This window comes from Planococcus maitriensis (assembly GCF_003289925.1).
Taxonomy (GTDB): Bacteria; Bacillota; Bacilli; order Bacillales_A; family Planococcaceae; genus Planococcus; species Planococcus maitriensis.
The window spans coordinates 91,865-117,273 of sequence record NZ_QLZQ01000007.1 but is presented as its reverse complement, the minus strand read 5'-3'; the positions used below and the strand labels follow the sequence as shown (position 1 = coordinate 117,273).

Sequence of the window (25,409 nt, the reverse complement as noted above, 5' to 3'; positions counted from 1 at the left end):
AAAGGCAGGTATATTACTAATGGACATTTACACAATTGGCCATTCCAGCCATTCGCAGGATTTTTTTGATAAGATGCTGAAGAAAGCCGGAATCGAGCTTTTGGCAGATGTGCGGGCGTTTCCGGGCAGCCGGAAATGGCCTCAGTTTTCAAAGGATGAGTTTCCGGTATGGCTTGAAGCAGAAGGAATTGGCTATGAACATTTTTCGAAACTCGGCGGCAGGCGCCGGAAGTCGAAGGAGGTTGAAGAAGACAGGAACGCCGGCTGGCGCAACCAGTCTTTTCATAATTATGCGGATTATACATTGACGGAAGAATTTCAGCAGGGCATCACAGAATTACTCGAAAAAGCTTCAGTCAAACGGGTTGCCTATTGCTGTTCAGAGCGCCATCCATCGCGTTGCCACAGGCTGCTCATCAGCAATTACTTAGCAGCGAATGGCCACCGGGTTTTTCACATTATCGATGGTAAAAAAGGGGCGGTGGACATCGTCGAGCACGAAGTGGGGATGTGGGGAGCCGAAGCCGTTGTAAACGACAAGGGCGTAGTAACTTATCCGCCAACTGGATGAAGAGAAACTCCAACCAGCGAAACTCAACTTTCCATGGTTTCTAGAAAGCGTCTTCTGTCATGACTGGGCTCAACAGAAGGCCTGCTAAACCAAATCAAAACTTAACCGACCTATATTCGCAACAAGTTTTCCGATGCAGCAATGGCATAGCCAGCAAGACAATATCCGCTCGTGTATTTTGGAAAGGTCATCCTGTTCCTGGATGATCTTTTTTGTTCCGGATAAATCGATTCAGTGAGTATATATGCAGCATACTTTTATTGAAAAACAGGTTTATATGCCAGGAATTATCGGCAGCTACATAAGTATAAAGGGTAAGAAAGGGCTGATTATAGCCAACTTTCTTGCCTTTTTATTTGCGTTTATTTGGGCGAGCCGATCAAATGACTTCTGAAAAAGTTTCTAAATTATATTAATTTTATGTAATTTTTGCTACAAAACGTTGACGCTATAAAAGGCGTTTTGTAAGCTTGGATAGAGAAAAAGAAAAAAACTGTAAATTATAATAATTAAATCTCAATAATTTACAGGAAGAAATCCAGGAAACCCGCACACCCCAGCAAAACGCTTTTACAAAAAAAGGAGGACGACAGGAAGATGGACAACAGCTTATGGAACAAATCGGCAAAGGCTTTATTATCGGTCGGCTTGGTCGCGAGCCTTTGGGTGCCTGCTTCGCAAACGGCGGTACAGGCAGCTGCCCCGGCAAGTGATCTTTTCATTTCTGAATACATTGAAGGCAGCAGCTTCAATAAAGCGATCGAAATTTATAACGGGACCGGCGCTTCCGTTGAATTGAGCCCTTATTCGGTCTCGCTGTACACAAATGGCAGCACGTACGCACAGAGCGAAATGGTGCTTTCCGGTACGGTCGCAAGCGGGGATACGGTAGTCATTTACCATAGCGGCGCAGATTCAGCGATTCAAGGCAAGGGAGATCTGCAAAATAACAGCGTGGTTAATTTTAACGGCGACGACGCGTTGGTACTTGAAAAATCCGGCACCCCTATTGATTCGATCGGCCAAGTGGGTTCGCGCATTGAAAACATGGAAGATGTCACGCTGGTCCGCAATCCCGATATTCTGTCCGGCGACAGCGTAGTGAATGATGCGTTCGATCCTTCGGCTGAATGGACAGCGTATCCTGCAGATACATTTACATACTTGGGAAGCCATGCGGTAGAAGAGACGGAAGAAACGCCAACCCCAGATCCAGATCCAACTCCTGTGCCATCTGGTTATTATGAAACAGCGGATGGCTTGCAAGGATCTGCTTTGAAAGCGGAACTTCATGAAATCATTGACGGCCATACGCAACTCAGCTATTCACAAGTATGGGATGCATTGAAAATAACGGACGAAGACCCGAATAATCCGAATAACGTGCTGTTATTGTATACGGGCGAGTCGCGTTCGAAATCTTTGAACGGCGGCAATGTCGGCGATTGGAACCGCGAGCACACATGGGCGAAGTCTCACGGCGATTTTGGAACGGCAAGAGGTGCGGGAACGGATATCCACCATTTGCGCCCGACCGATGTACAAGTGAACGGGCTGCGCGGCAATTTGGACTTTGACTACGGCGGCAGTGCCGTAAGCGGCTGCGATGGCTGCTTGCGTACAGCGTCTTCCTGGGAGCCACCGGATGAAGTAAAAGGCGATGTTGCCCGCATGCTGTTTTACATGGCAGTCCGCTATGAAACAGGCGACGCCGTGGATCTGGAATTGAACGACCGCGTGAATAACGGGTCGACGCCTTACCATGGCAAGATTTCCGTATTGCTCGAATGGCATGAGCAAGACCCTGTCAGCGCTTGGGAACGCCAGCGCAACGAGAAAATCGAGGACATCCAAGGCAACCGCAACCCGTTCATCGATTATCCTGAATGGGCAGAATCGATCTGGTAGGCAGTTGCTGATGATTTATTAATGTTAAATAAAAACACTTTCATCCTCGCAGCCTTATTAAAGGGACTGCGGGGATTTTTGATATTTGCAGAAACTCGATCATTCTTTCGGGCTTTTGAATTCTAAAAGCATGGGGCTAATATTCAACACAATCGAAATGATTGTGAACACCCATAACGCTATTGCCATAATCGGCACGACATCCGATAGCGCAGGCCAATCCTCTGCCCGGGCCTAATCAGCTACAATACTGTAATCAGCCGCAAGGGTCAGAGCGGTAAACGACAGTCCCATGGCCATCGCTAATTTATGGTCCTTGCCTGCTGCGTAAAGATAAAGGTTCAGGCAGGTGGCTGCGATTGCAATCAGCCCGAATAGGAACCACATAGTTTTGCCTCCAATTTTATAGGGAATTAATATGAATAAAGACAGTATAAGATAATCATTAGTTTCCTAAGGACACTTGGATATTTACGGCAACCGTTAAACGATTAGCTTAGCAGGTTATAAATTTACTGAAAATACCGACTTTTGAAACTTTATTCAACTGGAAACGTATTACAGGACAAAGGGATAAATGAGAGAAAGAAAAAATGAAAGGGGAAGGTTTTATGCATTGGATGATGTGGATCTTTTGGGGATTCTTTGGCGCTTTGTTTGTCGGCAGTTATGTGGTGGACAAATTGACGAAAAAGAAATACAGCTTAGATAAAAAAGCGAATACTGCAAACCAGGATTCTGCTGCTGCGGATGCGAGCCGGCAAGCCGGGCGCAATAATCATGAAAGCGGGATGTTCTAATTAAATGATCGATCTTCGTTGTTCATTCAAGCAGGTGTAAATTCCGGAAGAGCGGGTACAGTATACAAAATGCACGACAAGGAGGAATTGCTGTATGGCTAGAAAAGGAACAGCGGGACGCACGCCTGAAAAGCAAGTCGGGGCTCGCGAGTCTGCAATCGATAAAGCGATCAACAAGACGAAAGAAGCCTTGGACGGAGATAACGAAGCAACGGATTACAGCGAAGAAAAAGGCAGAGATGAACAGGAAGACGCGAAAGAGTATTCGAAACACGTCTCTAAAGAAGATGAACGCGACGTGCCGGATAATCGAAACTAAAAAAAACGGAGCTTGAGGAATTTTCTCGAGCTCCGTTTTTTTATTAGGATGGGTTGGTCGACCACAATCCTGCGCTTTTCACGAAGACGCGCGGATGCAGCTTCAAGCTGGCGACGATCAAGTCGGCCAGGTCTTCCGGGTGCATGACTTTTTCAGCATCGCCTGTGATGAGATTGGAATCGTGGGCCAGGTCCGTGACGACTGTGCTCGGCGTCAACGCCGTGACCCGGATGTTGTGCTTGCGTACTTCGAGTGCAAGCGATTCGGTCAAGCCCATGACAGCGAATTTGGAAGAGCTGTAAGCGCTTGTAACCGGTGCGCCTTTTTGTCCGGCAGTAGACGAGATGTTGATGATATCGCCTGCACTTTGCTCGATCATGCCTGGAAGCACGGCACGTGTTGCGTTATAAACGCCCATCAAATTGACGTCGACAATGTTTTTCCATTCTTCCGGTGACAATTCCAAAAAGCCGCCGAATTTCCCGGTACCTGCGTTGTTAATGAGGATATCGATATCGCCAAGTTCGTTTTTGAGTTTCTCGATTGCTTGTTCAATCGCAGCGAGATCCGTAACGTCGGCAGAGGCAGTTGCCACTTTGACATTCGCATCTTGCAGTTCAACGGACACTTTGTCGAGGTTTTCCTGCTTCAAGCCGATCAACCCGACATTGACGCCTTCATTAGCTAGGGCGATGGCTGTCGCACGGCCGATGCCGCGTCCTCCACCTGTAATGATTGCTGTTTTTCCTTTAATTGATTGCATCATAACACTCCTTAAATTCGGGTAAGTAAAAGCCTTCCCATTAGTAAATACTTTCTTATTATCTGCGATTTGATTCGGAAATGCATGCAAGGCGTCTTGGCGGGAAATGAAAAACAGCCCGGGAAATCCCGGGCTGTTCGCGTGATCAATATTTATAGGATTGGCCGCCGTCGATCGGGATGACGGAAGCGTTGATGAATTTCGCTGCGTCGGATAATAGGAAGGCGACGAGGTTGCCGACTTCTTCCGGTTTGCCGAAACGCTTCATCGGGTTGACGCTGACGAATTCCTTGCCGGCTGCTTCCCAGTCATCACCAGCCATTTGCTTCAAGGATCCTTCAACCATTGGGGTCATGATGGCGCCTGGTGCGATGGCGTTGATGCTGACGCCGTACTGGCCGTATTCGATGCCGGAGTTGCGTGTCAAGCCGACGACGCCGTGCTTGCTCGCCGCGTAGCCGGACTGGTTGCCGACGCCGCGGATGCCGCCGACCGATGCAGTGTTGACGATCGATCCGTATCCTTGCTCTTTCATCACTTTCAATACGTGCTTCATGCCGTAGAAGACACCGTTCAAGTTGACGTTGACGACTTTCTCGAATTCATCGGACCCGTAATCTTCCGTCAAGTTCTGCTTGCCTTCGATGCCGGCATTATTGAAGAAGCCATCGATTTTACCGAATTTGTCGAGCGTGAACTGGACGTAATTTTTCACTTGTTCTTCATCGGTGACGTTCGCTTCGACGATTTCAACGGAAGCGTCCTTCGAGTTCGCAAGGATCTCTTTTCTGCTTTCCTCGAGCGATTCCTTATTCATGTCGACAAGGACGAGCTTGCCGCCCTGTGCTGCGATCGATTCGGCAGCGGCACGGCCAAGGCCGGATCCTCCGCCGGTGATGATGACGACTTTGTCTTGGTAATCAATCATGGAAACATCTCTCCTTTTTATGGTTATGCTAAACTGAAAATAGGCTACTCTTTAACTGTATGCCTTTATATGGAGAGGCTCAATCAGTAGAATTTCCGGATCTGTCGAGTAATTCGACAGATCTTTGATAAGTGTCGAGTTTGAGGGGGATGGGCGATGAAAAACAAGAAAGAGAAATTGTCTCCACAGGCGGAACGGACCAAACAGCATCTTAAAGAAGCGTTTGTCGAGCTGATCAATGAAAAAGGGTTCAGCCATGTCTCAGTGACGGAAATCGTCCAGCGGGCACGTTATAACCGCGCTACTTTCTATTTGTATTATCTGGATAAGCCCCATCTCGCAGAAGAGCTGCGCGAGGAAATGTTCGGGCAGGTCAAGCGGACCAGCACCGAGCGTTATGAGCCGGGAGCGGATATCCTGACCCGGGCGATGGACGTGGATTCTTTCGAATTGGTAAGCTTTGTTTACGATAACCGTGCGTTTTTCAATTTGTATCTGCTCGAAGATACCATACCGGGGCTGCACGGGGAATTGGCGCAAGCAATATTCGAAATGCTGGAAGAACGATTCGAGCTTACGGCGATTGGCGATCACGACATCAATTCCACGCCTTTCAAGTTGTACATGGCCCACGGGACGGCAGGGCTGTTAATGGACTGGGCCAAAACGGGGTACGAAAAATCGCCGAAGGAGATAACCGAAACCTTGATCACCATCTTTCGTTCCTTTACGGCAGGATTTCGCGTGAATTGAATGGCCAGCTTTCCGGATTTCGGAAGGCTGGCCTTTTGCTATGGAGTTGGAATGCCGGGAAGAAACGGATAGTGTGCTTAAATAAACGGCCAGGGCATCTGCTGTTTCATTTCTAGGACTAAATCCATATTCTTTGGAATTGGCGCGTCGATTCCGCCGATATAGTATAAACTAGAATCAATTTTCAGATAATTAGGAGGGGTCCAATGGTACAAAACACGGAAACAAAGGAACCGAAGAAAAAAAGTAAATTGAAAGTGCCCCATATTTTCGTCATTCTCTTCATCATGATCGCACTCGCTTCGCTTGCGAGCTATATCATCCCAGCCGGGCAGTTCGAGCGGCAGGCGAATGATAGCGGCGCGGAGGTCATCGTGCCAGGTACATTCGAATACGCCGAATCGTCCCCGGTGACCTTCTTTGAATTTATGTTTGCGATTCCGGACGGCTTTATCCAGACAGCCGAGATCATTTTCGGGATCATCATGATCGGCGGCATGTTCGCGGTTATCGAACGGACCGGTGTGATTGCGCTCGGCGTCAATAAGCTTGCCAGCAAGTTTTCCGATAAAGGCTTATGGATCATCCCGACATTGATGCTGCCGTTTGCACTGTTTACGACTTTCACGGGGCAAGTCGAGATGTCGCTCATCTATCTGCCCGCGATTTTGCCACTCGTCTTAAAACTCGGTTTTGACCGTATCACCGCTGCGGCCATCGTGCTTGTCTCGACCATTGCCGGGTTTTCTGTCGCTCTTGCGATTCCGGCTAACCTCGGGGTGGCGCATGAAATTGCGGAACTGCCGCTGTATTCCGGCATCGGTTTCCGGATCGTGCTCTTGGCGGTCGTCATGCTGGCCGGGGTGGCTTATGTGTGGCGCTATGCCAAGAAAGTCCATAATAATCCAGAGCTGAGCATCGTCTTTGATGAAAACGAGGTTGAGCCGGAAGTGGAAGACATGGCTCCGGTGAAGGCGACCAAACGCCAGGCGTGGACGGCTTTCACTTTGTTCGCGGCATTCGGCGTCCTGCTCTTTGGGCTCTTGAATTACGGATGGTATTTCCGTGAATTGACCGGCCTTTATGCCTTGATCGGCATCACGGCAGGGCTTGTCGCAGGTCTCAAGCCTTCCGAAATTGCGGATGCCTTCAACGAAGGGTTCAAAAAGATCCTGCTCGGCGCCATCGTTGTCGGCATCGCGCGCGGCATCGCGGTCGTCCTCGATGCCGGGGATATCATGGACACGATCATTTACGCACTCGGCGAATTCGTCAGCATCATGCCGGATTCGTTGACGGCTGTGTTCATGCTCATCGTCCAGGCAGCGCTCAACTTCCTCATTCCATCGGGAAGCGGTCAGGCGATGGTGACGATGCCGATCATGACCGGCTTGTCCGATATCAGCGGCGTCACCCGCCAGACGGCGGTCTTGGCATTCCTGCTCGGTGACGGCTTCACGAATATTTTCTATCCGACATCCGGCTACTTCATGGCGACGCTCGCTGTCGGCGGCATCCGTTGGGAGAAATGGCTGAAGTTCATTTTCCCGTTATTGATCGTATGGTATTCGGTTGCCGTCGTGGCGCTCATCATTGCGCAGTTCATCGAATACGGCCCGATGTGATTCGTTTTCTGTAAACCATACCGTTTCCAGCGCTTTTTCACCGGCGCCAGGGGACGGTTCTTTTCATTTCAGGGCAATCAAATGAAACCGATCCAAGCGCTCTTCCGTATTCATACTATTCCGCCATCGACTTGGCTGGAAGGGTTAAGTGTTCGGTTCAAAGGGTAATCTGACAGGTAAGAAGGCTTGTGTCATGGCCTAATAAATCAATGGAAGAGGAGAATGAATAATGGAAATCCTAAAACGTTTCAGAGATATCATGACGAGCAATATCCACGCAATGCTGGACAAGGCGGAAGACCCGGAGAAGATGATCGACCAGTATTTGCGCGACTTGAATAGCGACCTCGGCAAAGTGAAATCCGAGACGGCCGCGATCATGGCGGCAGAGAAACGCGAACGCCGCGAACTTGATGAGTTGAAGAAAGAAATGGACGATATGCAACGCTACGCAGTCAAGGCGCTTGAAGCGGGCAACGAAGACGACGCCCGGAAATTCCTCCAGCGCAAGGCGGAACTGTCGGAACGCGTGACGGATAAAGAGACGGCGGTCGAACTCGCGGCGACGAATACGCAGCAGATGCGCCAAATGCACGATAAATTAGAGAGCGATATCGGCGAGCTTGAATCGCGTCGCCAGGAACTGAAAGGCAAAGCGGCAGTTGCGAAGACGCAGCAGCGTATGAATGATTTCGCGTCCAGTGTCGGAGGGGCAGGCGAACGCATTTCGGCATTCGATGCGATGGAGAAGAAAATCAACCAGCAATTGGACGAATCGGCAGCGATGGCTGAACTCAATAAAAGTTCCGAGACGAGCATCAAGGACTTGGCGAAAAAATACGATGACGGCCCGAATGTCGACGATGAATTGGCATCCTTGAAAAACGGCATCAACGTGGATGATGAACTCGAAGCGCTGAAGAGCCAAGTGAATAAGGGCGAGTAATATCCGGGTTGCGGATAGGATCCTGAAGCACGAAGGGAGGAAACTCGTTTGGTCATCCATTATAAATGCCCGAATTGCGGAGCCGATATGGCGTTCGACAGCGACTCGGGCCATTTAAGCTGCCCGAGCTGCGGACACGAAGAAAATATCGAGACCTTTCCGGAACAGAACATCGAACGGAAATTCGATGAAGGCGAAGCGAAAGAATACCATTGCGAAAACTGCGGGGCGATTATCCTCACTGAAGCGGAAACGACCGCGACCCATTGCAGCTTCTGCGGGGCGCCGGTCGTATTGGCAGACCGGTTGACGGGAGATCTCGCCCCGGCCAAAGTCATTCCGTTCACCGTCAGCAAAGACGAAGCCGTCGCAGCCTTCAAGAAGTGGACGCGCGGCGGGCGCTTGACGCCACGCGGCTTCATGAGCGGCGACCGCATCAAGAAAATGACCGGCATGTATGTGCCGTTCTGGCTTTACGATATCGAAGGCGAAGCCCATATCCAGGCGATCGGCACGCAGGTCCGGACCTATCAAAGCGGCGATACGGTCTATACGGAAACGAATTTTTATGATGTATTCCGGGAAATCGATCTGAGCTATTTGAAAGTGCCTGCGGATGCTTCCGAAAAAATGGACGATGTGCTGATGGATAAACTGGAGCCTTACGATTACAGCGAATTGAAAGATTTCCGCATGCCGTATTTGGCAGGCTTCCTGGCAGAGAAATACGATTTCGACGACGAGCAATTGTTTTCCCGCGTCGAATCGAAGATCGTCCCGTATATCGACGCCTATATCAGCACGACCATTTCGGGCTATTCATCGGTCAGCTACACGAACAAGCAGATCGATGCGCAAAAAAAGAGAGTCTATTACACTTTATTCCCGGTGTGGATGGTGTATTACGATTTCGACAATAAAGAACATACCTTTGCGATGAACGGCCAGACCGGCAAAGTGGTCGGCAAGCCGCCGATCAGCGCCGGCAAAGTCGCCCTGTGGTTCACCGGCATCGCCACATCGAGCTTTGTGGCGATGAAAGCCATCGCCTTCGCGGTAGGGGGTGTCTTGTGGTGAGGGATTTTTTAAGCAAACTGGCGCGGGTGCCCATGTTGATTTTGCTGTTGTTTTTCATTGGCGGGCTATCCGTTTCAGCACAGGCCGGTGACTTGATCCACGACGAAGCCGGCTTGCTCAGTGCCGGGGAAGCGCAGGAACTGGAAGCATTGGCGGAACGATACGGCGCGGAACAAGGCGTGGATTTTCTGTTCTTGACGACCGACAGTACCGGAGGGCAATCCATCGAAGGCTATATGGGTGACTTCTTCGACAGGCGCGCCGACAGCACCGGGCGGGAAGATGCAGTGCTCTTGACGATCGATATCGGCGGGCGCGAAGTGTATCTTGCCGGCTTCGGCACGGCAGAACGGACGCTGGATTCGGAACGTGTCGATCTTGTGCTTGACCGGATCATCCCTGAAATGCGTTCGGGCGATTATGCCGGTGCGTTCGAAGAAACCATCGTCACTTCAAGTGAATACATGGAATACCGGCCGGGCGTCAACCCGGAGAGCATTTTCCTGAAAACCTGGTTTCACTTGGCGGTTGCCTTGCTGCTCGCAGGCATTGTCGTCGGATCGATGCTCTACAATGCTGGCGGAAGGGTGACGACAACCCCAGGAACATATGTCGACCGGGACCATACGCGCGTGCGCAGCCATAGCGACCGGTTCCGCAATAAAACCGTGACACGGCGCAAGATTCCGAAGAATAAGGATGGCGGCGGGTTCGGCGGAGGCGGCGGCATGACCGGCGGTGGGCGTTCATTCAGCGGTGGCGGCCGCAGCTTCTAGGCAATCGAAAGAAGGAAGGAATGAAGAACATGGCATTTTTCGGCAATCAATTTTCAGATGTGGTGGAATGGGAAGAATTCCGCGACGACATGATTTTTTGGAAATGGACGAATAAGGAAATCAAGAAAGGTAGCCGGTTGATCATCCGGCCAGGCCAGGATGCGATTTTCCTCAACAACGGCAAGATAGAAGGGATTTTCGAACAAGAAGGCGAGTACGACATCGTCTCCGAAATCGTGCCGTTTTTGTCGACCTTGAAAGGTTTCCGTTTCGGCTTCAACAGCGGCATGCGGGTCGAAGTGCTGTTCGTCAATACGAAGGAATTCACCGTCAAATGGGGCACGAAAAGCCCGATCAATATCCCTGCGCCGCAACTTCCGGGCGGCATGCCGATCCGCGCGAACGGCACCTTCCATTTCAAAGTGAACGATTACGTCAATTTGATAGACAAAGTTGCAGGCGTCAAACAAAGCTACCTGGTCGAAGATGTCCAGCTGCGGATTACGGCGCGGCTCGACCAATTATTGATGAAATGGATCACGCGTGAAGGCAAGGACATGTTCAATTTGCAGTCGAATGCCCATGAAATCGGCCAGGGCATCCAAGATGATTTGAACATGGAAATCATGGACGACGGCATGAAAGTGACCGGCTTCCAAGTGATGAGCTTCAACTATCCGAAAGAAATCCAGGACATGATCAACAAAAGCGCATCACACGGAATGGTCGGCGATGTCTCGAAGTACCAGCAGATTTCCGTCGCGGATGCGATGGGCAAATCCACGGGATCGAATACCGCGTCCGATATGGCCGGCATGATGATGGGGATGAACATCGCCAAAGAGATGATGGACGGTCAAAAAGAATCAGCCGGTGCGAGCAAACAACCGGGCGGCGGTTCTGCCGCCTCTGCAGGCAACACTGGCAAACAGCAAGGCCCGAACTTCTGCCCGAATTGCGGCGAGAAAGTGAGTGGCGCCAAATTCTGCCCGAACTGCGGTCAGAAGCTGGTGGAATAAGCACAAAAAGGAAGAGTGCCAAGGGCGGCGCTCTTCCTTTTTGTGCTTATTGCCGGATTCCGTGGAACAATAGCTCGAGGGCGCTGTCGATTTCATCGGCCAAATCGAAGTCGCCCCCGAAGATCGCCCAGTCATAAAGCGTTCCGCGCATGCTGCGGGAGAGGAGCAGCGCCAGGCGGCCGGGCTTCAGGGAGGACGTCAATTCACCGCTTTGCTGGCCTTCGGAAATCATGGTTTCAAGAATGGCATAAAGCGGGCGCTCCGTATCGGACAGGTAATTATCGACGGATGGGGTGAGTGCATAGGCATAGAGCGAACGGATTCCATCCCGTCCCATTTCATCCCGTAAATACTCCATTTGGGCGATCGCGAGCTTGCGGATCTTCTGTTCCGCGGACAAACTTTCCGGCAGGCTTTCCTGGAAGGCACTGTAAAATTGATCGATTTCCTTGAATTTTTCAAGGAAGATATCGTATTTAGACGTAAAATGCCCATAGAACGCCCCTTTGGATGCTTCGCTTTTCCGGACGATTTCATCAACCGACACCCGGTCAAAGCCCTTTTCGCTGAACAATGCCAGCGCCGTGCGGAGGATGCGTTTTTTCGTTTCAATCGCTTTTTCCTGTCTGCTCGTCATATTGGCCACCTTTCTTCTAGTTTAAGCATATAACACTAATGAGAGATATCGGTATAGTAAAAGAAAGTGATGAAGTCGTTTCAGGCGGACGCTTTCCGCGGGCATGGCTTGAGCCTCCTCGGTCGCTTCGCTTCCTGCGGGGTCTCAAGACTCATGCTATTCCCGCAGGAGTCGCCGCCTTCCACTTCTTTTCATCTGAACTATTCAATAGATATGGAGCAAAACAGCGCAGACTCCTTGGGGATTAGCGAAGTGCTGAAATCCATTCGGGCAGTAAGCCCGAATTAGTTCAGCGCAAGCCCCCAGGAAAGCCAGCTGTTTTGCGGAATATCGTCTACAGTAGAATTTCAAATAACAAAGGTATCTGTAATGGAGTGTGTTCTATAATTCGACTGAATTGTTTGAAAATAATTGACAAAGCTCTGTTGGATTGAATAGACTATAGTCTATAGATTATAGACTGCGGTCTATGGAATTGACAAGATGAGAGAGGATGTTGATGATTTTGACAGCGGAACTGACATTAATCGATCTCCTAAACGCCCAATGCGAAAAACACAGCGAGCAGCCATTCCTGATTTTCGAAGACAATAAACAGCAAGTGACGGAATACAGCTACGGAGAATTTTTGGAGCGGGTGGAAAAGTTCAGCGGTGCGCTTTATGAACGGGGCATACGCAAGGGAGATAAAGTGACGCTCCATTTGCCGAATTCCGCGGAATTCGTCGTGTGCTGGTTCGCGCTCGCAAAGCTCGGCGCCATCATGGTGCCGACCAATATCCTGTCGGCTGGCGCGGAAATGGAATACTTGATCGGCCATTCGGAATCGGTCATGCTCATCACGGAAGCGGAGTATATCGAAAAATTCAAAGCCATCCAGGGGAACCTTCCGAAGCTGCGGCAGATTGTCCTGGCGCGTATGGACGAGCCGGGAGAATTTGAAAGCGTCAACAAAATGATGAGCGAGTTTTCAGGCAAAGTGCCGGAAGCGGATATCCAGCCGGAAGACGTGGCGGCCATTTTGTACACTTCCGGAACGACATCGAAACCGAAAGGCTGTCTCATTACACATGCCAATTATATTTACACGGGCCAGGCTGTGGCAGGGCATATCGGCTTTACGGAACAAGACCGTGCGCTTGTCGTCTTGCCGATGTTCCATGGCAACGGCCAATATTATATGATCATGCCGAGCCTGGTTGCCGGGGGCAGCGTCGCGATTACGGAACGCTTCAGTGCAAGCCGCTACGGGCGCCAAGTCCAGCGTTTAGGGGCTACGCTAGGTTCGCTGTTCGCGGCGCCGATCCGCATGATCCTTGCACAGCGCTATGATGAAGAGGAACGCAATAATAAGCTGCGTGCTGTCATTTTTGCCCAGTCGGTGACAGCAAAAGAATTGAAGGCGTTTGAAGAACGCTATAACACTTCGCTTTACCAGATCTACGGCATGACGGAAACGATTGCGCCGCCTTTGATGAATCCGTTAACAGGGGAAAAGGACAATGCCGGCATCGGCAAGCCGATCGCAGGCTCGCGCATCAAGCTGATCGATGAAGACGGCCATGAAGTGCCGGAAGGGGAGCCGGGCGAAATCTTGCTTGAAGGCATCCCCGGAAAGACGATCATGAAAGGCTATTTCAACAATCCGGAAGCGACCAGCCAAACTTTGCAAAACGGCTGGCTCCATACAGGCGACAAAGCACGCAAATCGGCGGACGGGTTCTATTATTTCGTCGACCGCCAAAAGGACATGATCAAACGTGCCGGCGAGAATGTCGCGGCGAGCGAAGTGGAAAATGTCATCATGGAGCACCCGGCTGTCTATGAAGCGATTGCCATCGGTATTCCGGATGCGATGCATGATGAAGCACTGAAAGCATTCGTCATCCTGAAACAGGGGCAGACGGCGACGGAACAGGAAGTGATCGATTACTGCAAAGGCCAGCTGGCCAAGTTCAAAGTGCCGTCAGCGATCGAGTTTGTCGAAGACTTCCCCCGCACCTCCGTCGGCAAAATCCAAAAGCATAAACTGAAGGAACTGGAATTGAAGAAATTGGACGAATAGGAAAGGAGATGTGTTGATGGAGGGCTCATTGAAAAATCAAGTGGCACTCGTTACAGGAAGCGCACGGGGCATCGGCTTTGCCTGCGCGAAATCACTCGCGAAACGGGGAGCTGCGGTCGTCCTGGCGGATATCCTGGATTGCGGCGAAGCAAAACAACAGCTTGAATCGGAATTTCCCGGCATCCGTGTGTTGGCGCTGCAAGTGGACGTCCGCGACCGGGCGCAAGTCGAACAAGCGATTCACGAAACGGTAGAGGAATTTGGCGGAATCGACATTGTCGTCAATAACGCCGGCACTGTCTCTCGTCTGAATTTAAAAGACATGACCGATGAGGATTGGAGCCGCGACATCGAGACGAATCTGCGCGGCACGTTCTTGTTCACCCAGGCGGCCATCTATCCGCATATGGTCAATCAGGGAAGCGGGCGCGTCATCAACATCAGTTCGATTTCGGGCATGATGGGCGGCGCCATTTCCTACGGCGAAGACGGCGAACGGCAAGGGCGTTCAGGCCCTGCCTATGCTGCGTCGAAAGGCGGCATCATCGCCTTCACGAAATTGGTCGCAAAAGAAGTGGGCGAGTTCGGCATCACGGTCAATAGCGTCGCGCCGGGACCGGTTGAGACCGCCATCACGAAAGGCGTCAATTATCCGCTGGAGCTGCAATCGATCAAGCGGCCGGGGCAGCCGGAAGATATCGGTGAGGCAGTCGCCTATTTGGCCTCGCCAAGCGCGAGTTATGTGACAGGTGAAGTATTGAAAGTATGCGGCGGAGCAGGAATCGGCGCATAAGAAAAAGGTTCCAGGAATTTTCCTGGAACCTTTTTAGGCTTATTTCGTGCTGGTGAAGCCGCCATCGATGCGGATGACGTCGCCGTTGATGTATTGCGCTTTTGATGTAAGCAGGAACGCCACGAGTTCAGCGACTTCGTCCGCTGTGCCGAGGCGTTTTTGCGGGATGCCCGCTTCAGCATTTTTCTTCATTTCGGGATTGGCGTCGAAATACGCTTTGACCATCGGGGTTTCCGTTGGCCCCGGTGCGACTGCATTGACGCGCAAGCCGTCTTTAGCGTATTCGGCGACGAGTGATTTCGTCATGCCGACGATGCCGTGCTTGGTTGCGGAATAGGTGACGACGGTATCCTGTCCGATGACCCCGGCGCTCGATGCGGTATTGACGATCGAGCCCCCGCCGTTTTTCACCATCACTTCCGCGACGTAGCGAAGGCCGTATAAAGCGCCGAGCAAGTTAATGCCGACGATTTGTTCGATTTCTTTTATGTCGGTTTCCAGGAAGTATTTGCCGCTTCCTGAAATGCCTGCGTTATTGAAGAAATAATCGATGGAGCCGAAATGTTCAACCGTTTTATCGACGTAGTTTTTAACCTCTTGTGCTTGGGAAACGTCCGCTTTGATGAAGATGGCGTCCGGCCCGAGCTCTTTCACTTTTTGGACGGTCTCATTGCCGCCTTTTTCACTGATGTCGACCACTGCGATATTAATGCCTTCCTGTGCCAGGCGCAGCGCTGTCGATTGTCCTAGCCCGCTGCCGCCCCCTGTGACGATTGCCGTTTTTGCCATTGAAATCTCCTCCTTGTGCTGGTTGTTCCATTCCTTTGTTTACCCGTAATAAAGGCCGGATAATCAATATGGATAGCGGGAGGCCTGGGCTTATTGGGCGCTTGCGGCTTTCCGGTCTTTTGACTCATGAAGCTTCACCATCGCGAGGCGGGCCAGCGGTTGGATGAGCAGGCTTTCAGCGATCAGGACGATGAGGAAGTTGCGCGGCCAATTGGCGAGCCAATTGCTGAAGATCTCATGATGGAACCCGTTGACGACCAAATCGCCGATAAACGTCATCGCGACTGACATGCCGATGACCGTGAACACGATGCGCAATAAGATCTTCTTATGGAAGGACGACGAGCTGTGCGTCAGTTTTCCTGTCAGCGCTTCGGCAATCCTTCCGAAGACCGCTCCTTCTAAAATCATGGCGATGATCCACATGACGGGAATGATTTTGAAGATCATCCACATTGTTTCCATCGTGAAATGGCCGGTGTAAAGCAGCACGCTGTAGCTGGTCATCAACAGGACGGTCATCGTCAATATAAGCGAGCCGTAAAGCAATCCTTCTTTGCCGTTATGAGGCAGTCATTTGTCTTGTTGCATGGGTGTTCCCCGTTTCTATTGTATTGGCTCCCAGCGATCAGACTGGGAAGAGCTGTTGTTTCAACAGCCATTCCAACACTATAGCAATAGGGAAGAGGGTTTCGTAAGTGTCTGATTTGTGAAGGAATTATAGGATCTTTTTAAGTACTTTTGTCTATCAACTGATGCAAGCCTTCGTAAATCTCTACAATCTCCGCTTGTTTCATGCGCACCAATCCGCTGGAAGAAGGGGCGACGAATTCGATGACCCCGGGGATGACCGGATCCGGCTGTTTACCCCAATGCGCCGATTTCTTGCCGCTGAACTGGAGGTAGACGCCTTTGCCGACAAAACACACCACTTTCGGCCGGTAGTGTTCAATTTTTCGTTTCAATTGCCCGGCACCTTCTTTGTATTCTTCCTTTGTGATCTCGGCCGCCGCTTTGGTCGGGCGGGGCACGATATTCGTCAAGCCGTACCCGAGCTCGAGCAAGGCGCGGTTTTCCTCAGGCGCGTATTTTCTGGGCGTCAGCCCGGATTCGAAGAGGATTTTCCAGAAGCGGTTGTTTGGGTTGGCGTAATGATAACCGGTTTCGCTTGAGCGGATGCTCGGATTGAATCCGACAAAAAGGATGTCAAGATGGCCTGTTAAATGATCGGGTATGGGTTCAAGTTCCATGGAATTCTCCTTTTGCTTGTTGAGGGTGGTTTTTAGTGTATCGCTAAAGTTAGGGGATGAAAATGCCGAAGCTCATTGGAAAACCCGAACCGCTGAATCCGGCCCGGGTATTTTCTATTCGATCGTATGCTCGATTTCGGCTGGATAATTCGTGCCTTCTGTCGGCGTCATCCACACTTCAAGCGTGTAAGTGCCTGGTTCGAGATTGGCTTCCGGAACTTGGATATCGTATTGGAGCCGTTCGCCTTGGCGCAGGATTTCTTCGCCAAGCGCCTGGGTATACATGCTGACGGATGACATGCGGAACACTTCAACGCCTTCTTCATCGGTCAACGTGAAATCATAGCGCTGCCCGCTTGTGAAGTTGAATGTCACCGCTTCTTGCGTATCGTTTTTGACGGTATAGCGGTAGGTTCCATTGCCGGTTTCTTCTATGGCCGATGTTACTTCACCTTCGATGATTTCACCCCCTGAATCCGGATCTTCCGGCAGATTGTCACTTTCGGTGCCGCATGAAGCAAGTACCATAGCGGCGATCAAAACCATTAGCCAGCTGATTGCGGCCTTTCGCATCATCGGGTTCGCCCCCTTCTTTATCTATAGAGTAGACCGCAAAAGGCCGCAAAAAGTTACAGTAACGAGAGCATTTCGCTGTTCTTGGGCCTTCTTGCTGTCCTATACTAGCACTATACCCTGAAGGAGGGCGTTGTAATGCCCGGATTATTCAATGATTTCCGTGAAGCGCTGGCGGCTAAGATGAAATGTTTGGGGATGAGCACATTCACCGTCGCAAAATACATGGCGATGGGATTGATTCCCTTGTATATCATCTATTTATTCATGAATTAATGCGCATGAGGAAGGCTCTGGAAAGAGTCTTTTTTTAATTTCCAATTGTTGGCACATTGACTATATTTTCAGAATATTATAATATTGAATGACTACCGATCAGGCAGAAGGGGAGATTCATGAGCAAACAAAGGAGGAATGGGAGATGAACATTACAACATCGTTGACGATGAATGCAACGCGGCAGCCCGATTTGATGGCATTGAATTTTGAAGGGAAGCCCTATACGTATCAGGAATTGAACACGGAAGTGAATCGCTTGGCGAATGGCCTGTTGCGGGAAGGGATTGCAAAGGGCGATAAAGTGGCCTTGTTCATGAAGAATTCGGATGCTTATGTCATGGCGTTCTTTGCCGTATTGAAAGCAGGCGGTGTCGTGGTCCCTGTCAATTACAGGCTTAATGCCGAGGAAGCGGGCTATCTATTCGGCCAGTCGGATGCGGCCTATGTGTTTTGCGACAATGAATTCGAAAGCTTGGTGGCGGAAGCGAAGGAATTGGACGATCTGCTGCATCAGGTGATCGTCTATCCAAAAGCACAAGAAGAAGCGCACCTCAGTTGGGGAGAAGTTCTGGACGATGACCGCTCGGAGCCAAAAGTCGAAATCTTGCCGGAAGACGATGCGGAAATCCTGTACACCTCAGGGACGACCGGGCCGCCTAAGGGAGCGCTTTTTGACCACCAGCGCATCGTCAACGTCAGCACTTCGTTCATTCTCGGGACGGGCGTCAACCACGGCGATCGCTTGCTTCATGCTGCGCCGTTTTTCCATCCTTCCCAGCTCAATCTATTTCTCGTGACTGGGGTCATGCTCGGCATTCCGCAAACCATTCTGCGTGAATTCGCGGCCAGGGATGTATTGGGCGCAATCCAACAGGACGGCTGTACGGTGTTTTTCGGGCTTCCGGATATGTATCATGCCTTATTGGAGGCGCCTGAGAGCGCATATGATCTGGGGACGGTCCGGAAATGCATGTACGGGACCGACCCGATGCCAAATGGCCTTGTCGCGCGGGCCATGAAATTCTTTGGCCACGAGCAATTCTATAATTTATGCTTCCTCACTGAAGGGGGACCGGGAGGCGTCTATTTGCTGCCAAGTGAGCATGCCCATAAAGAGGGGGCTGGCGGCAAGTCGATGTATATGACCCATGTCCGTGTGGTCGATGAGGAAATGAATGACGTCGCGCCTGGCCAAGTCGGCGAATTCATCATGCGCGGCGAGACGATCATGAAGTCGTATTACAATATGCCGGAAGAAACCAAGGAAGCCTTCCGGGATAGCTGGTTGTTGACAGGGGATTTGGCAACAATCGATGAAGATGGCTATATTACGCTTGTCGACCGCAAATCCGACCGCATCATTTCTGCAGGGAATAATATTTATTCGATCGAAATCGAACAAGTGCTGAATCGCCATCCGCAAGTCCAGGAAGCGGCGACCGTCGGCATACCGGAAGAAGAATGGGGCGAAATCGTCGGTGTCGTCATCGTCCCGAAAGACGGGTCACCGATCGATGAAGAAGCGCTTTCCGAATACTTGCTCGAGCATTTACCGCATCATAAAGCGCCGAAAAAGTTCAGGTTTGCAGACGAACTTCCGCGCAACGCTTCAGGGAAGATCTTGAAATACCAGCTGCGCGAGCTGCACATCAGCGAATACACGTGGTTCCGCCATACGTTTATCGAACGCTGAAAAAAGGCGCCCTGAAGCTACGGGGCGCCTTTTCTCTGTGTTATGATGGAACAGGATTTGAATAGAACACGGCAGGAGGATTCTTCACATGGACAATAACGATATCCTGATCCGGCTGCGCTATGCGCTGGACTTGAAAAATAGTGACGTAAAAGAAATCTTCGCACTCGGCGGCGAAAAAGTGGACGCCGTCGATGTACCATTGATTTTAACGAAAACGCCGGAACCGGACGACGAAGGGGCAGAAGACAATATCCCGCTGGCAAACGACCAATTGGAACGCTTCTTGAACGGGCTGATCACCTTCAACCGCGGGCCGAAACCCGGAAATGCCGGACCGCCCGAAGTAAGCGGCGAGCACGTCAACAACCTGGTGTTGAAAAAGCTGCGCATCGCGCTGGAATTGACAAGCGAAGATTTGCTCGATTTATGGAAGTTGGCCGGGATCAATGTCTCCAAAGGCGAACTCGGCGCCTTTCTCCGCAAAGAAGGCCATAAAAACTACAAGGAACTGGGCGACCAGCTCATGCGCAATCTCCTCAAAGGCATCACGCTCAATTATCGCCCGTAACGAAAAGCCGCAGCATCCCGAATCGGGTGCCGCGGCCTTTTTTGATCGGCGCTTATTCGCCACCGCTCGTGTAGCGGTTGTCGCCCATCGTATAATTCGAGCTGTCGCCGGGCTTGGCGTCCGGATGGGCCGGCTTGCCGTAATAGGCGGAAGTTCTGCGTTTGCGGTCGATGATCAAGCCAAAGCCCACCACAACAGCGATCGGAACCAGGAAATAGAACATGCAATTCCTCCTTTTTAGTGGTGTTGGCAAATGAAACAAGTGAGTGAGATAGATTGTTCATTGATGATTTCATCATAAAGCAGCCGCCTCCGGCTTTGGGCTGTCCTCCCGCAATGAGTCAAGAAGAACACTTGTCTCATTGCTTCGGCTCGCCCGTGAGCGCGGTTCGGCTTTAAGATTTCATTGGATATTATATGCAAAGAAATGTCACTGTTAGGTGTCTTCATCCGCTGGTGGCGACGCTTAGCTGGACTTGATAATTACAGAGAAATTTCGTGTGCTGTTCAATTCGAATTTACGAAGATGATTATAATAATTCACGCTTACTTCAATGTGTGATGAATTTCATTTCCTCTCTAAAACTAGAGATGGAGCGGAAAGGGGCGACTCTGGAGGGATCAGGACGAGCTGAAGACCCTGGACTGAGCGTTAGCGAGGGAAGCGGCTGAAGCCGGCCCCCTCAGAAAGCGTCCCCTTGAAGCGCAATCTTCATCCTTTACATTTCCAATACAATCTGTTGAAGTTTTATTTTTTATTTCAACCCATACAGAAAAAAAGCGCACCTCAAAGGGAGCGCTTTTTTTATATCATGTAATGGATGCTTCGTAGATTTCTTTGATGGACTTTTCGAGCGTCGTGTTGAACTCTTCGTCCGTCTGGTCTGCGTTCAAGCCTTCTGACAAAGCACGGGAGAAGCTGGCGATCAAGCCTTTGTTTTCCGACAGCTTCTGGTTCGCTTCTTCGCGCGGATATCCGCCGGACAATGCCACGACGCGCACGACGCGAGGATGGTCGATCAATTCCTTGTAGAAATTCGCCAGCGTCGGGATCGTCAATTTCAACATGACGTGTTCGTCGTCGCTGAGCTTATCGAGGTGGCTGAGGATTTCATCGTTCAGCATGGCCTCGATGCGTTCTTTGTCCGCGCTGTTGATATCGACTTCCGGCTCGATGATCGGCACGAGACCTGCGGCAATGACTTCTTTCGCCACTTCGAATTGCTGGTCGACGACTTGCTTGATGCCTTCCGGATTCGGTTCTTTGATGACTGAGCGCATCTTCGTGCCGAAGACATTGCGTTCGACCGCACGCTTCAACAGCTCGTTCAAATTCGGGTTCGGCTTCATCAGCTGGACGCCGTTCTGCTCATCCGCCAAGCCTTTATCGATTTTAAGGAATGGCACGACGCCTTTTGCATCCCATAAATAATCACTTGTGTATTTGCCGTATACTTCACGGTCCATCGTCTGTTCGAAGAGGATGGCCCCGAGTACATAATCCGACGTAAATGCCGGCGCGGTCATGACGCGTGTTCTCATTTCATGGATCAGGTCGTACATTTCATCTTCATTGGAGTAAGCATCTTCATTAACACCGTATAATTTTAATGCTTTTGGGGTGCTGCCGCCGCTTTGGTCCAATGCAGCGATAAAGCCCTTGCCGTTCTTGATTAAATCGAATTGTTGTGAATTCATCGTCTCAGCTCCTTAGATTAAGAAATTTTGACTGCATTAATCCTGTTCCCTGCTAAGTGTACCAATAATCGGATTTTTCATCAAAAATGAAACAAGGGATGCTGATATTCAGCTATCGAACGCGGGATTTTCTTTACTTATCGACTCGAAATCGAAAGCGACACCCGTCAATTGCTCGGACACGGCCCAGAGTTTTTGGGCCAGCGCTTCGTCGACGGCTGAGGGATGGGGCGTATCGAGCGCGGGATATCCTTTTCTGCGCCCCTTACCGGCAGGGCCGATGTATTCGCCGCCTGTAAGATCCGGTTCGGTGGCGGCGTGGACAGTGGCGAGCGCTCCCATGTCCGGCGGCTGCAAGAAGCGGTTGGCGAAATCCCTCAGCAATACCGGCGCATCGTATTTGCCGATCTTGAAGATATTGGTGGCCGAAACGCCGGGGTGGCAGGCGACGCTGATTGTCTGGATGCCATGCTTTTTCAGGCGCCGGTCGAATTCCATCGCAAACAGCATATTGGCGAGCTTGCTTTGGTTGTAGAACTTTTTCGGGCGGTAGCCTTTCGCGCCGTCAAGATTATCGAAATCGATCGTGCCGCGGTTATGCGCGAGGCTCCCGAGCGTGATGACGCGCGAGCCTGGGGTTTTCGCGAGCAGCGGCAAAAGGTGGGCGGTCAATGCAAAATGGCCGAGGTAATTGCTGCCGAACTGCAACTCGAAGCCGTCTTTCGTTTTTCCGTACGGCGGCATCATGATGCCCGCATTATTGACCAGCAAATCGAGGGAACGGAAATGCTTTTTGTAGCTGTCCGCAAAATGGCGGACACTTGCGAGGTCGGCCAAGTCGAGTTTCAGGACGGCGACCGTCGCTTCCGGATGGTAATCGAGGATCTCCCGTTTGGCATTTTCACCTTTGACCAAGTCGCGGACCGCCAGGAGAATCGAGAATCCCCGCCCGGCCAGCATGTTTGCGGCTTCCCATCCGATGCCGCTATTGCCTCCTGTGATGATGGCGATTTTATGATGGACGTCCTGCAAGAAATCATCTCCCCTTAAAAACATTTTTTCTGCGTGGTGCTTCTTTTTCTATCTAGTTTACCCCATTTCAAAAATGAAACCGCATACATTCAAGAAAAATCGGAAATCCCATGAAAAGGTCATCTAATTGTCTAAATTTTTACACAACAAAGCCCGTTGATGTGTTAGAGTAATTCAATAATCAAAATGAAGAGGGTGAATCAGATGGCAAAAAACATCACAGAGCTGGAAAGGGAAGTCGTCGCAAAAGAGGTGACCGTGGCCGATATTATGGTCGCCAACCAGGCGCTGAAGGATGTCATCATCCGGACGCCCTTGCAGCGCAACGAGATTCTTTCTGCACGCTATGGCTGCAATGTCTTTTTGAAGCGGGAAGACCAGCAAGTGGTCCGGTCGTTCAAATTGCGCGGCGCCTATAATTTCATCCGCAGCATGAGCGAATCCGAGCGCTCAAAAGGAGTCGTCTGTGCGAGCGCTGGGAACCATGCGCAAGGCGTAGCTTATTCCTGCCACGCGCTCGGCATCGAAGGGAAGATCTTCATGCCGCTTACGACACCGAGCCAGAAAGTCTCACAAGTGAAACGTTTCGGTGGCGAGTGTGTAGAAGTCGTCTTGACCGGCGATAGCTTCGATGATGCCTTTGCGGCAGCGATGGAAGTCTGTTCGGAAGAAGGCAAGACCTTCGTCCATCCATTCAATACCGAAGCGGTCATCGCAGGGCAAGGCACAGTCGCCGTCGAAGTGCTCAATGACATGCAGGAGCCGGTCGATTATATGTTCTGTGCGATCGGCGGCGGGGGATTGGCTTCTGGCGTCGGTACGTATTTAAAAGGTATTTCTCCCGGGACGAAGCTGATCGGCGTCGAACCCGAAGGCGCGGCGAGCATGAAAGCTTCCCTAAAGGAAGGCCAAGTGACGCGGCTCGATACGATCGATACCTTCGTCGACGGGGCAGCGGTCAAGCAAGTCGGCGATCTATCGATGGCGATTTGCCAAAAAGTGCTCGACGACATCGTTCCGGTCCCGGAAGGCAAAGTGTGCACGACGATCCTTGAACTGTATAACGAAAATGCCATCGTCGCAGAACCGGCGGGCGCCTTATCGGTGGCGGCACTCGATTTCTACCGCGAGGAGATCCGCGGGAAAAATGTCGTCTGCGTCGTCAGCGGAGGCAATAACGATATCGAACGCATGCAGGAAATCAAAGAGAAGTCCTTGATCTATGAAGGACTTAAACATTATTTCATCGTGACTTTCCCGCAGCGCGCAGGAGCCCTCCGGAAGTTCATGGGAGATGTGCTTGGCGAACACGATGACATCACCCACTTCGAATACACCAAACGAAATAACCGGGAACATGGGCCTGTCTTGGTGGGGATCGAATTGAAAGACCCGGCAGACTACGGGCCGCTCGTTGAACGCATGGCGAAAAACGGCTTTCCGTATAAAGACATCAATAACGATTCATTGCTGTTCAATTTGCTGATCTGATGGCTGTGCTTTCTGCCGTGCATGTGGGGCAGGGAACACAGTTTTTTCATACCTGGCGAATTATTAAGCTTTTTGATTCACTTAGACTAAAAGAAATCATTTCCTATCAATAATAAACAGAAAGATGATAATAAAATATTAATTTAAATATTCAGTAATTTAGGGTTTACAAGAAATGTGAAATATTGTAGGCTGATACTATCACATTATCTTATACAAAATATCAATTGCCATCTTTATTAGCGCTTTATGGGAAGATGGCATCAATAAAATTGAATGGCTACTTCCGGATAAGGCAGGGAACCAGGATTGCCGGTTCTGTGCAGTTGGAAACTTAAGCTTTGGTTGAATGTGACAGACTATAGTGCTGTGCGCAGCGCCGGAAATATTCTCCTCTGGATAGAGGAGTCTGTTCCGGTGCTTTTTTAGTACGGAATAAAGGGAGAGAAGGTTATGGAAGAAAGGGGAGGGCTTGTCGAGCCGTTGGGGAACGCTTGGCAAGAACCAGAAACATCAATGAAGGGCCGCCCTGGGTTCAGCGGCGGGACTGGGGGAACGATTCGTTTTCTTGGATACGATAGCGGGGGGCGTGCGGTCAATCAAGTGGAGCTCTGGCTGACTCGGGAAGAACTGTCTGTATTTATCGAGGCACTGGTCACCCACCCGATGCCACTGCCGACGGATTACCTGCAGACGGCTGAACCCCGGGACGATGGATTTTGTGTCCGGATCCGTTCCCATGAATCACCGAAAGTATTCGTTTCAAGGCTGAGTTCGGCGATTGGCTGTCTCGAGCAGCCGGCGTAAACAATCCAAATCAAGTGGAAGGCGGTAGTTTAAATGGATAATCGGAGTGACCTGATCAAACTGGGTGATGAAGACATTTACCTGATTCTATACTTGTGGAAAGTAAAAGGCTGTGAAACAAAAGAATTGGCACAGCGCTTCCATATCAGCGCCGATTCTGTGGATGATTTGCTGTCAGGGCATGCGAGGAGAGATTGCTACAGGGACTTCAACCGGATTGAAAAATATTTGGTGGAAACTTACTGA

General features: G+C 50.7%; 28 protein-coding genes and 1 pseudogene. 18 read left to right on the top strand and 11 right to left on the bottom strand.

Annotated elements, in window-relative coordinates; all coding sequences use genetic code 11:
- Positions 1-19 precede the first annotated feature (19 nt).
- The gene (locus tag DP119_RS13925) at positions 20-571 is read left to right on the top strand and encodes a DUF488 domain-containing protein (protein WP_068872457.1); all 552 of its coding nucleotides are present in this window, start codon (positions 20-22) and stop codon (positions 569-571) included.
- 597 nt (positions 572-1,168) lie between these two features.
- Positions 1,169-2,479 carry an endonuclease gene (locus DP119_RS13920; protein WP_112233732.1) on the top strand — a complete coding sequence of 437 codons (1,311 nt, stop codon included), beginning with the start codon at positions 1,169-1,171 and terminating at the stop codon, positions 2,477-2,479.
- Between the two features lie 99 nt (positions 2,480-2,578).
- Here DP119_RS13920 and DP119_RS13915 read toward each other — a convergent pair.
- Positions 2,579-2,866: pseudogene (locus DP119_RS13915) on the bottom strand (hypothetical protein).
- 224 nt (positions 2,867-3,090) lie between these two features.
- Between DP119_RS13915 and DP119_RS13910 the strand changes: the two are divergent.
- Both DP119_RS13910 and DP119_RS13905 read left to right on the top strand, forming a co-directional pair.
- Positions 3,091-3,279, top strand: a complete 189-nt coding sequence (locus DP119_RS13910; protein WP_146747876.1) for a hypothetical protein — start codon at positions 3,091-3,093, stop codon at positions 3,277-3,279.
- Between the two features lie 94 nt (positions 3,280-3,373).
- Positions 3,374-3,598: a hypothetical protein gene (locus DP119_RS13905; RefSeq protein ID WP_068872461.1), complete on the top strand. Its 225-nt coding sequence runs from the start codon at positions 3,374-3,376 to the stop codon at positions 3,596-3,598.
- 43 nt (positions 3,599-3,641) lie between these two features.
- On the opposite strand, the gene DP119_RS13900 is transcribed toward DP119_RS13905, so the two are convergent.
- A complete protein-coding gene (locus DP119_RS13900) occupies positions 3,642-4,361 on the bottom strand; it encodes a 3-ketoacyl-ACP reductase (protein WP_112233730.1) in 720 nt (239 codons plus the stop codon).
- A gap of 145 nt (positions 4,362-4,506) precedes the next feature.
- A complete protein-coding gene (locus tag DP119_RS13895; RefSeq protein WP_112233729.1) occupies positions 4,507-5,289 on the bottom strand; it encodes a glucose 1-dehydrogenase in 783 nt (260 codons plus the stop codon).
- A 156-nt stretch (positions 5,290-5,445) separates the two neighbouring features.
- Between DP119_RS13895 and DP119_RS13890 the strand changes: the two genes are divergently transcribed.
- The 6 genes from DP119_RS13890 to DP119_RS13865 all read left to right on the top strand — a co-directional run bounded on the left by DP119_RS13890 (position 5,446) and on the right by DP119_RS13865 (position 11,485).
- Entirely contained in the window at positions 5,446-6,042 is a 597-nt protein-coding gene (locus DP119_RS13890; protein WP_112233728.1) for a TetR/AcrR family transcriptional regulator, read from the top strand.
- A gap of 206 nt (positions 6,043-6,248) precedes the next feature.
- A complete protein-coding gene (locus DP119_RS13885; protein WP_112233727.1) occupies positions 6,249-7,667 on the top strand; it encodes a YfcC family protein in 1,419 nt (472 codons plus the stop codon).
- A gap of 229 nt (positions 7,668-7,896) precedes the next feature.
- A complete protein-coding gene (locus DP119_RS13880) occupies positions 7,897-8,613 on the top strand; it encodes a PspA/IM30 family protein (RefSeq protein ID WP_112233726.1) in 717 nt (238 codons plus the stop codon).
- Between the two features lie 48 nt (positions 8,614-8,661).
- On the top strand, positions 8,662-9,690 hold the full coding sequence (locus DP119_RS13875; protein WP_112233725.1) for a TFIIB-type zinc ribbon-containing protein: 1,029 nt from the start codon (positions 8,662-8,664) through the stop codon (positions 9,688-9,690).
- On the top strand, positions 9,687-10,466 hold the full coding sequence (locus DP119_RS13870; RefSeq protein WP_240616449.1) for a TPM domain-containing protein: 780 nt from the start codon (positions 9,687-9,689) through the stop codon (positions 10,464-10,466). The genes DP119_RS13875 and DP119_RS13870 overlap by 4 nt, the downstream gene beginning before the upstream one ends.
- Before the next feature lie 29 nt (positions 10,467-10,495).
- On the top strand, positions 10,496-11,485 hold the full coding sequence (locus tag DP119_RS13865) for an SPFH domain-containing protein (RefSeq protein WP_112233724.1): 990 nt from the start codon (positions 10,496-10,498) through the stop codon (positions 11,483-11,485).
- Positions 11,486-11,531: 46 nt separating this feature from the next.
- Here DP119_RS13865 and DP119_RS13860 read toward each other — a convergent pair whose 3' ends face one another.
- Positions 11,532-12,122, bottom strand: a complete 591-nt coding sequence (locus tag DP119_RS13860; RefSeq protein ID WP_240616448.1) for a TetR/AcrR family transcriptional regulator — start codon at positions 12,120-12,122, stop codon at positions 11,532-11,534.
- Positions 12,123-12,621: 499 nt separating this feature from the next.
- Here DP119_RS13860 and DP119_RS13855 point away from each other — a divergent pair, with 499 nt between their 5' ends.
- The gene (locus DP119_RS13855; protein WP_112233747.1) at positions 12,622-14,187 is read left to right on the top strand and encodes an AMP-binding protein; all 1,566 of its coding nucleotides are present in this window, start codon (positions 12,622-12,624) and stop codon (positions 14,185-14,187) included.
- A 16-nt stretch (positions 14,188-14,203) separates the two neighbouring features.
- Positions 14,204-14,980, top strand: a complete 777-nt coding sequence (locus DP119_RS13850; RefSeq protein ID WP_112233722.1) for an SDR family NAD(P)-dependent oxidoreductase — start codon at positions 14,204-14,206, stop codon at positions 14,978-14,980.
- Between the two features lie 39 nt (positions 14,981-15,019).
- On the opposite strand, the gene DP119_RS13845 is transcribed toward DP119_RS13850, so the two are convergent.
- The 4 genes from DP119_RS13845 to DP119_RS13830 all read right to left on the bottom strand — a co-directional run bounded on the left by DP119_RS13845 (position 15,020) and on the right by DP119_RS13830 (position 17,595).
- Positions 15,020-15,769: an SDR family NAD(P)-dependent oxidoreductase gene (locus tag DP119_RS13845; RefSeq protein WP_112233721.1), complete on the bottom strand. Its 750-nt coding sequence runs from the start codon at positions 15,767-15,769 to the stop codon at positions 15,020-15,022.
- A 90-nt stretch (positions 15,770-15,859) separates the two neighbouring features.
- Positions 15,860-16,318 (bottom strand): DUF2798 domain-containing protein, encoded by a 459-nt coding sequence (locus tag DP119_RS13840; RefSeq protein ID WP_146747875.1) that lies wholly within the window; start codon positions 16,316-16,318, stop codon positions 15,860-15,862.
- 182 nt (positions 16,319-16,500) lie between these two features.
- Entirely contained in the window at positions 16,501-17,019 is a 519-nt protein-coding gene (gene mug, locus DP119_RS13835; protein WP_112233719.1) for a G/U mismatch-specific DNA glycosylase, read from the bottom strand.
- 114 nt (positions 17,020-17,133) lie between these two features.
- Positions 17,134-17,595, bottom strand: a complete 462-nt coding sequence (locus DP119_RS13830) for a BsuPI-related putative proteinase inhibitor (protein ID WP_112233718.1) — start codon at positions 17,593-17,595, stop codon at positions 17,134-17,136.
- Positions 17,596-17,730: 135 nt separating this feature from the next.
- On the opposite strand from DP119_RS13830, the gene DP119_RS15905 reads away from it, so the two are divergent.
- The 3 genes from DP119_RS15905 (at position 17,731) to DP119_RS13820 (ending at position 20,135) form a co-directional block, all read left to right on the top strand.
- Entirely contained in the window at positions 17,731-17,868 is a 138-nt protein-coding gene (locus DP119_RS15905) for a hypothetical protein (RefSeq protein ID WP_167399242.1), read from the top strand.
- A gap of 88 nt (positions 17,869-17,956) precedes the next feature.
- Positions 17,957-19,564, top strand: coding sequence for a class I adenylate-forming enzyme family protein (locus tag DP119_RS13825; protein ID WP_276308721.1), 1,608 nt, complete (start codon positions 17,957-17,959; stop codon positions 19,562-19,564).
- A gap of 88 nt (positions 19,565-19,652) precedes the next feature.
- Positions 19,653-20,135, top strand: a complete 483-nt coding sequence (locus DP119_RS13820; RefSeq protein ID WP_112233716.1) for a YehS family protein — start codon at positions 19,653-19,655, stop codon at positions 20,133-20,135.
- Positions 20,136-20,187: 52 nt separating this feature from the next.
- Here the strand turns inward: DP119_RS13820 and DP119_RS15900 are convergent, their stop codons facing one another.
- The 3 genes from DP119_RS15900 to DP119_RS13810 form a co-directional block, all read right to left on the bottom strand.
- Positions 20,188-20,358 carry a hypothetical protein gene (locus tag DP119_RS15900; protein WP_167399241.1) on the bottom strand — a complete coding sequence of 57 codons (171 nt, stop codon included), beginning with the start codon at positions 20,356-20,358 and terminating at the stop codon, positions 20,188-20,190.
- Between the two features lie 587 nt (positions 20,359-20,945).
- Positions 20,946-21,833, bottom strand: a complete 888-nt coding sequence (locus DP119_RS13815; RefSeq protein WP_112233715.1) for a fructose bisphosphate aldolase — start codon at positions 21,831-21,833, stop codon at positions 20,946-20,948.
- A 108-nt stretch (positions 21,834-21,941) separates the two neighbouring features.
- The gene (locus DP119_RS13810; protein WP_112233714.1) at positions 21,942-22,889 is read right to left on the bottom strand and encodes an oxidoreductase; all 948 of its coding nucleotides are present in this window, start codon (positions 22,887-22,889) and stop codon (positions 21,942-21,944) included.
- A 180-nt stretch (positions 22,890-23,069) separates the two neighbouring features.
- Here DP119_RS13810 and ilvA point away from each other — a divergent pair, with 180 nt between their 5' ends.
- From ilvA to DP119_RS13795, 3 genes are all read left to right on the top strand, one after another.
- Positions 23,070-24,356 (top strand): threonine ammonia-lyase IlvA, encoded by a 1,287-nt coding sequence (gene ilvA, locus DP119_RS13805; protein WP_112233713.1) that lies wholly within the window; start codon positions 23,070-23,072, stop codon positions 24,354-24,356.
- Positions 24,357-24,809: 453 nt separating this feature from the next.
- Positions 24,810-25,163: a hypothetical protein gene (locus tag DP119_RS13800; RefSeq protein ID WP_112233712.1), complete on the top strand. Its 354-nt coding sequence runs from the start codon at positions 24,810-24,812 to the stop codon at positions 25,161-25,163.
- A 33-nt stretch (positions 25,164-25,196) separates the two neighbouring features.
- The gene (locus tag DP119_RS13795) at positions 25,197-25,409 is read left to right on the top strand and encodes a hypothetical protein (protein ID WP_068872480.1); all 213 of its coding nucleotides are present in this window, start codon (positions 25,197-25,199) and stop codon (positions 25,407-25,409) included.

Bases quoted from the DNA above. Each gene is read 5' to 3' on its own strand.
- DP119_RS13925 (WP_068872457.1), top strand. From the start codon at position 20: ATGGACATTTACACAATTGGCCATTCCAGCCATTCGCAGGATTTTTTT.
- DP119_RS13920 (WP_112233732.1), top strand. From the start codon at position 1,169: ATGGACAACAGCTTATGGAACAAATCGGCAAAGGCTTTATTATCGGTC.
- DP119_RS13910 (WP_146747876.1), top strand. From the start codon at position 3,091: ATGCATTGGATGATGTGGATCTTTTGGGGATTCTTTGGCGCTTTGTTT.
- DP119_RS13905 (WP_068872461.1), top strand. From the start codon at position 3,374: ATGGCTAGAAAAGGAACAGCGGGACGCACGCCTGAAAAGCAAGTCGGG.
- DP119_RS13900 (WP_112233730.1), bottom strand. From the start codon at position 4,361: ATGCAATCAATTAAAGGAAAAACAGCAATCATTACAGGTGGAGGACGC.
- DP119_RS13895 (WP_112233729.1), bottom strand. From the start codon at position 5,289: ATGATTGATTACCAAGACAAAGTCGTCATCATCACCGGCGGAGGATCC.
- DP119_RS13890 (WP_112233728.1), top strand. From the start codon at position 5,446: ATGAAAAACAAGAAAGAGAAATTGTCTCCACAGGCGGAACGGACCAAA.
- DP119_RS13885 (WP_112233727.1), top strand. From the start codon at position 6,249: ATGGTACAAAACACGGAAACAAAGGAACCGAAGAAAAAAAGTAAATTG.
- DP119_RS13880 (WP_112233726.1), top strand. From the start codon at position 7,897: ATGGAAATCCTAAAACGTTTCAGAGATATCATGACGAGCAATATCCAC.
- DP119_RS13865 (WP_112233724.1), top strand. From the start codon at position 10,496: ATGGCATTTTTCGGCAATCAATTTTCAGATGTGGTGGAATGGGAAGAA.
- DP119_RS13860 (WP_240616448.1), bottom strand. From the start codon at position 12,122: ATGACGAGCAGACAGGAAAAAGCGATTGAAACGAAAAAACGCATCCTC.
- DP119_RS13855 (WP_112233747.1), top strand. From the start codon at position 12,622: ATGATTTTGACAGCGGAACTGACATTAATCGATCTCCTAAACGCCCAA.
- DP119_RS13850 (WP_112233722.1), top strand. From the start codon at position 14,204: ATGGAGGGCTCATTGAAAAATCAAGTGGCACTCGTTACAGGAAGCGCA.
- DP119_RS13845 (WP_112233721.1), bottom strand. From the start codon at position 15,769: ATGGCAAAAACGGCAATCGTCACAGGGGGCGGCAGCGGGCTAGGACAA.
- mug (WP_112233719.1), bottom strand. From the start codon at position 17,019: ATGGAACTTGAACCCATACCCGATCATTTAACAGGCCATCTTGACATC.
- DP119_RS13830 (WP_112233718.1), bottom strand. From the start codon at position 17,595: ATGATGCGAAAGGCCGCAATCAGCTGGCTAATGGTTTTGATCGCCGCT.
- DP119_RS15905 (WP_167399242.1), top strand. From the start codon at position 17,731: ATGCCCGGATTATTCAATGATTTCCGTGAAGCGCTGGCGGCTAAGATG.
- DP119_RS13825 (WP_276308721.1), top strand. From the start codon at position 17,957: ATGACTACCGATCAGGCAGAAGGGGAGATTCATGAGCAAACAAAGGAG.
- DP119_RS13820 (WP_112233716.1), top strand. From the start codon at position 19,653: ATGGACAATAACGATATCCTGATCCGGCTGCGCTATGCGCTGGACTTG.
- DP119_RS15900 (WP_167399241.1), bottom strand. From the start codon at position 20,358: ATGTTCTATTTCCTGGTTCCGATCGCTGTTGTGGTGGGCTTTGGCTTG.
- DP119_RS13815 (WP_112233715.1), bottom strand. From the start codon at position 21,833: ATGAATTCACAACAATTCGATTTAATCAAGAACGGCAAGGGCTTTATC.
- DP119_RS13810 (WP_112233714.1), bottom strand. From the start codon at position 22,889: ATGTTTTTAAGGGGAGATGATTTCTTGCAGGACGTCCATCATAAAATC.
- ilvA (WP_112233713.1), top strand. From the start codon at position 23,070: ATGGCAAAAAACATCACAGAGCTGGAAAGGGAAGTCGTCGCAAAAGAG.
- DP119_RS13800 (WP_112233712.1), top strand. From the start codon at position 24,810: ATGGAAGAAAGGGGAGGGCTTGTCGAGCCGTTGGGGAACGCTTGGCAA.
- DP119_RS13795 (WP_068872480.1), top strand. From the start codon at position 25,197: ATGGATAATCGGAGTGACCTGATCAAACTGGGTGATGAAGACATTTAC.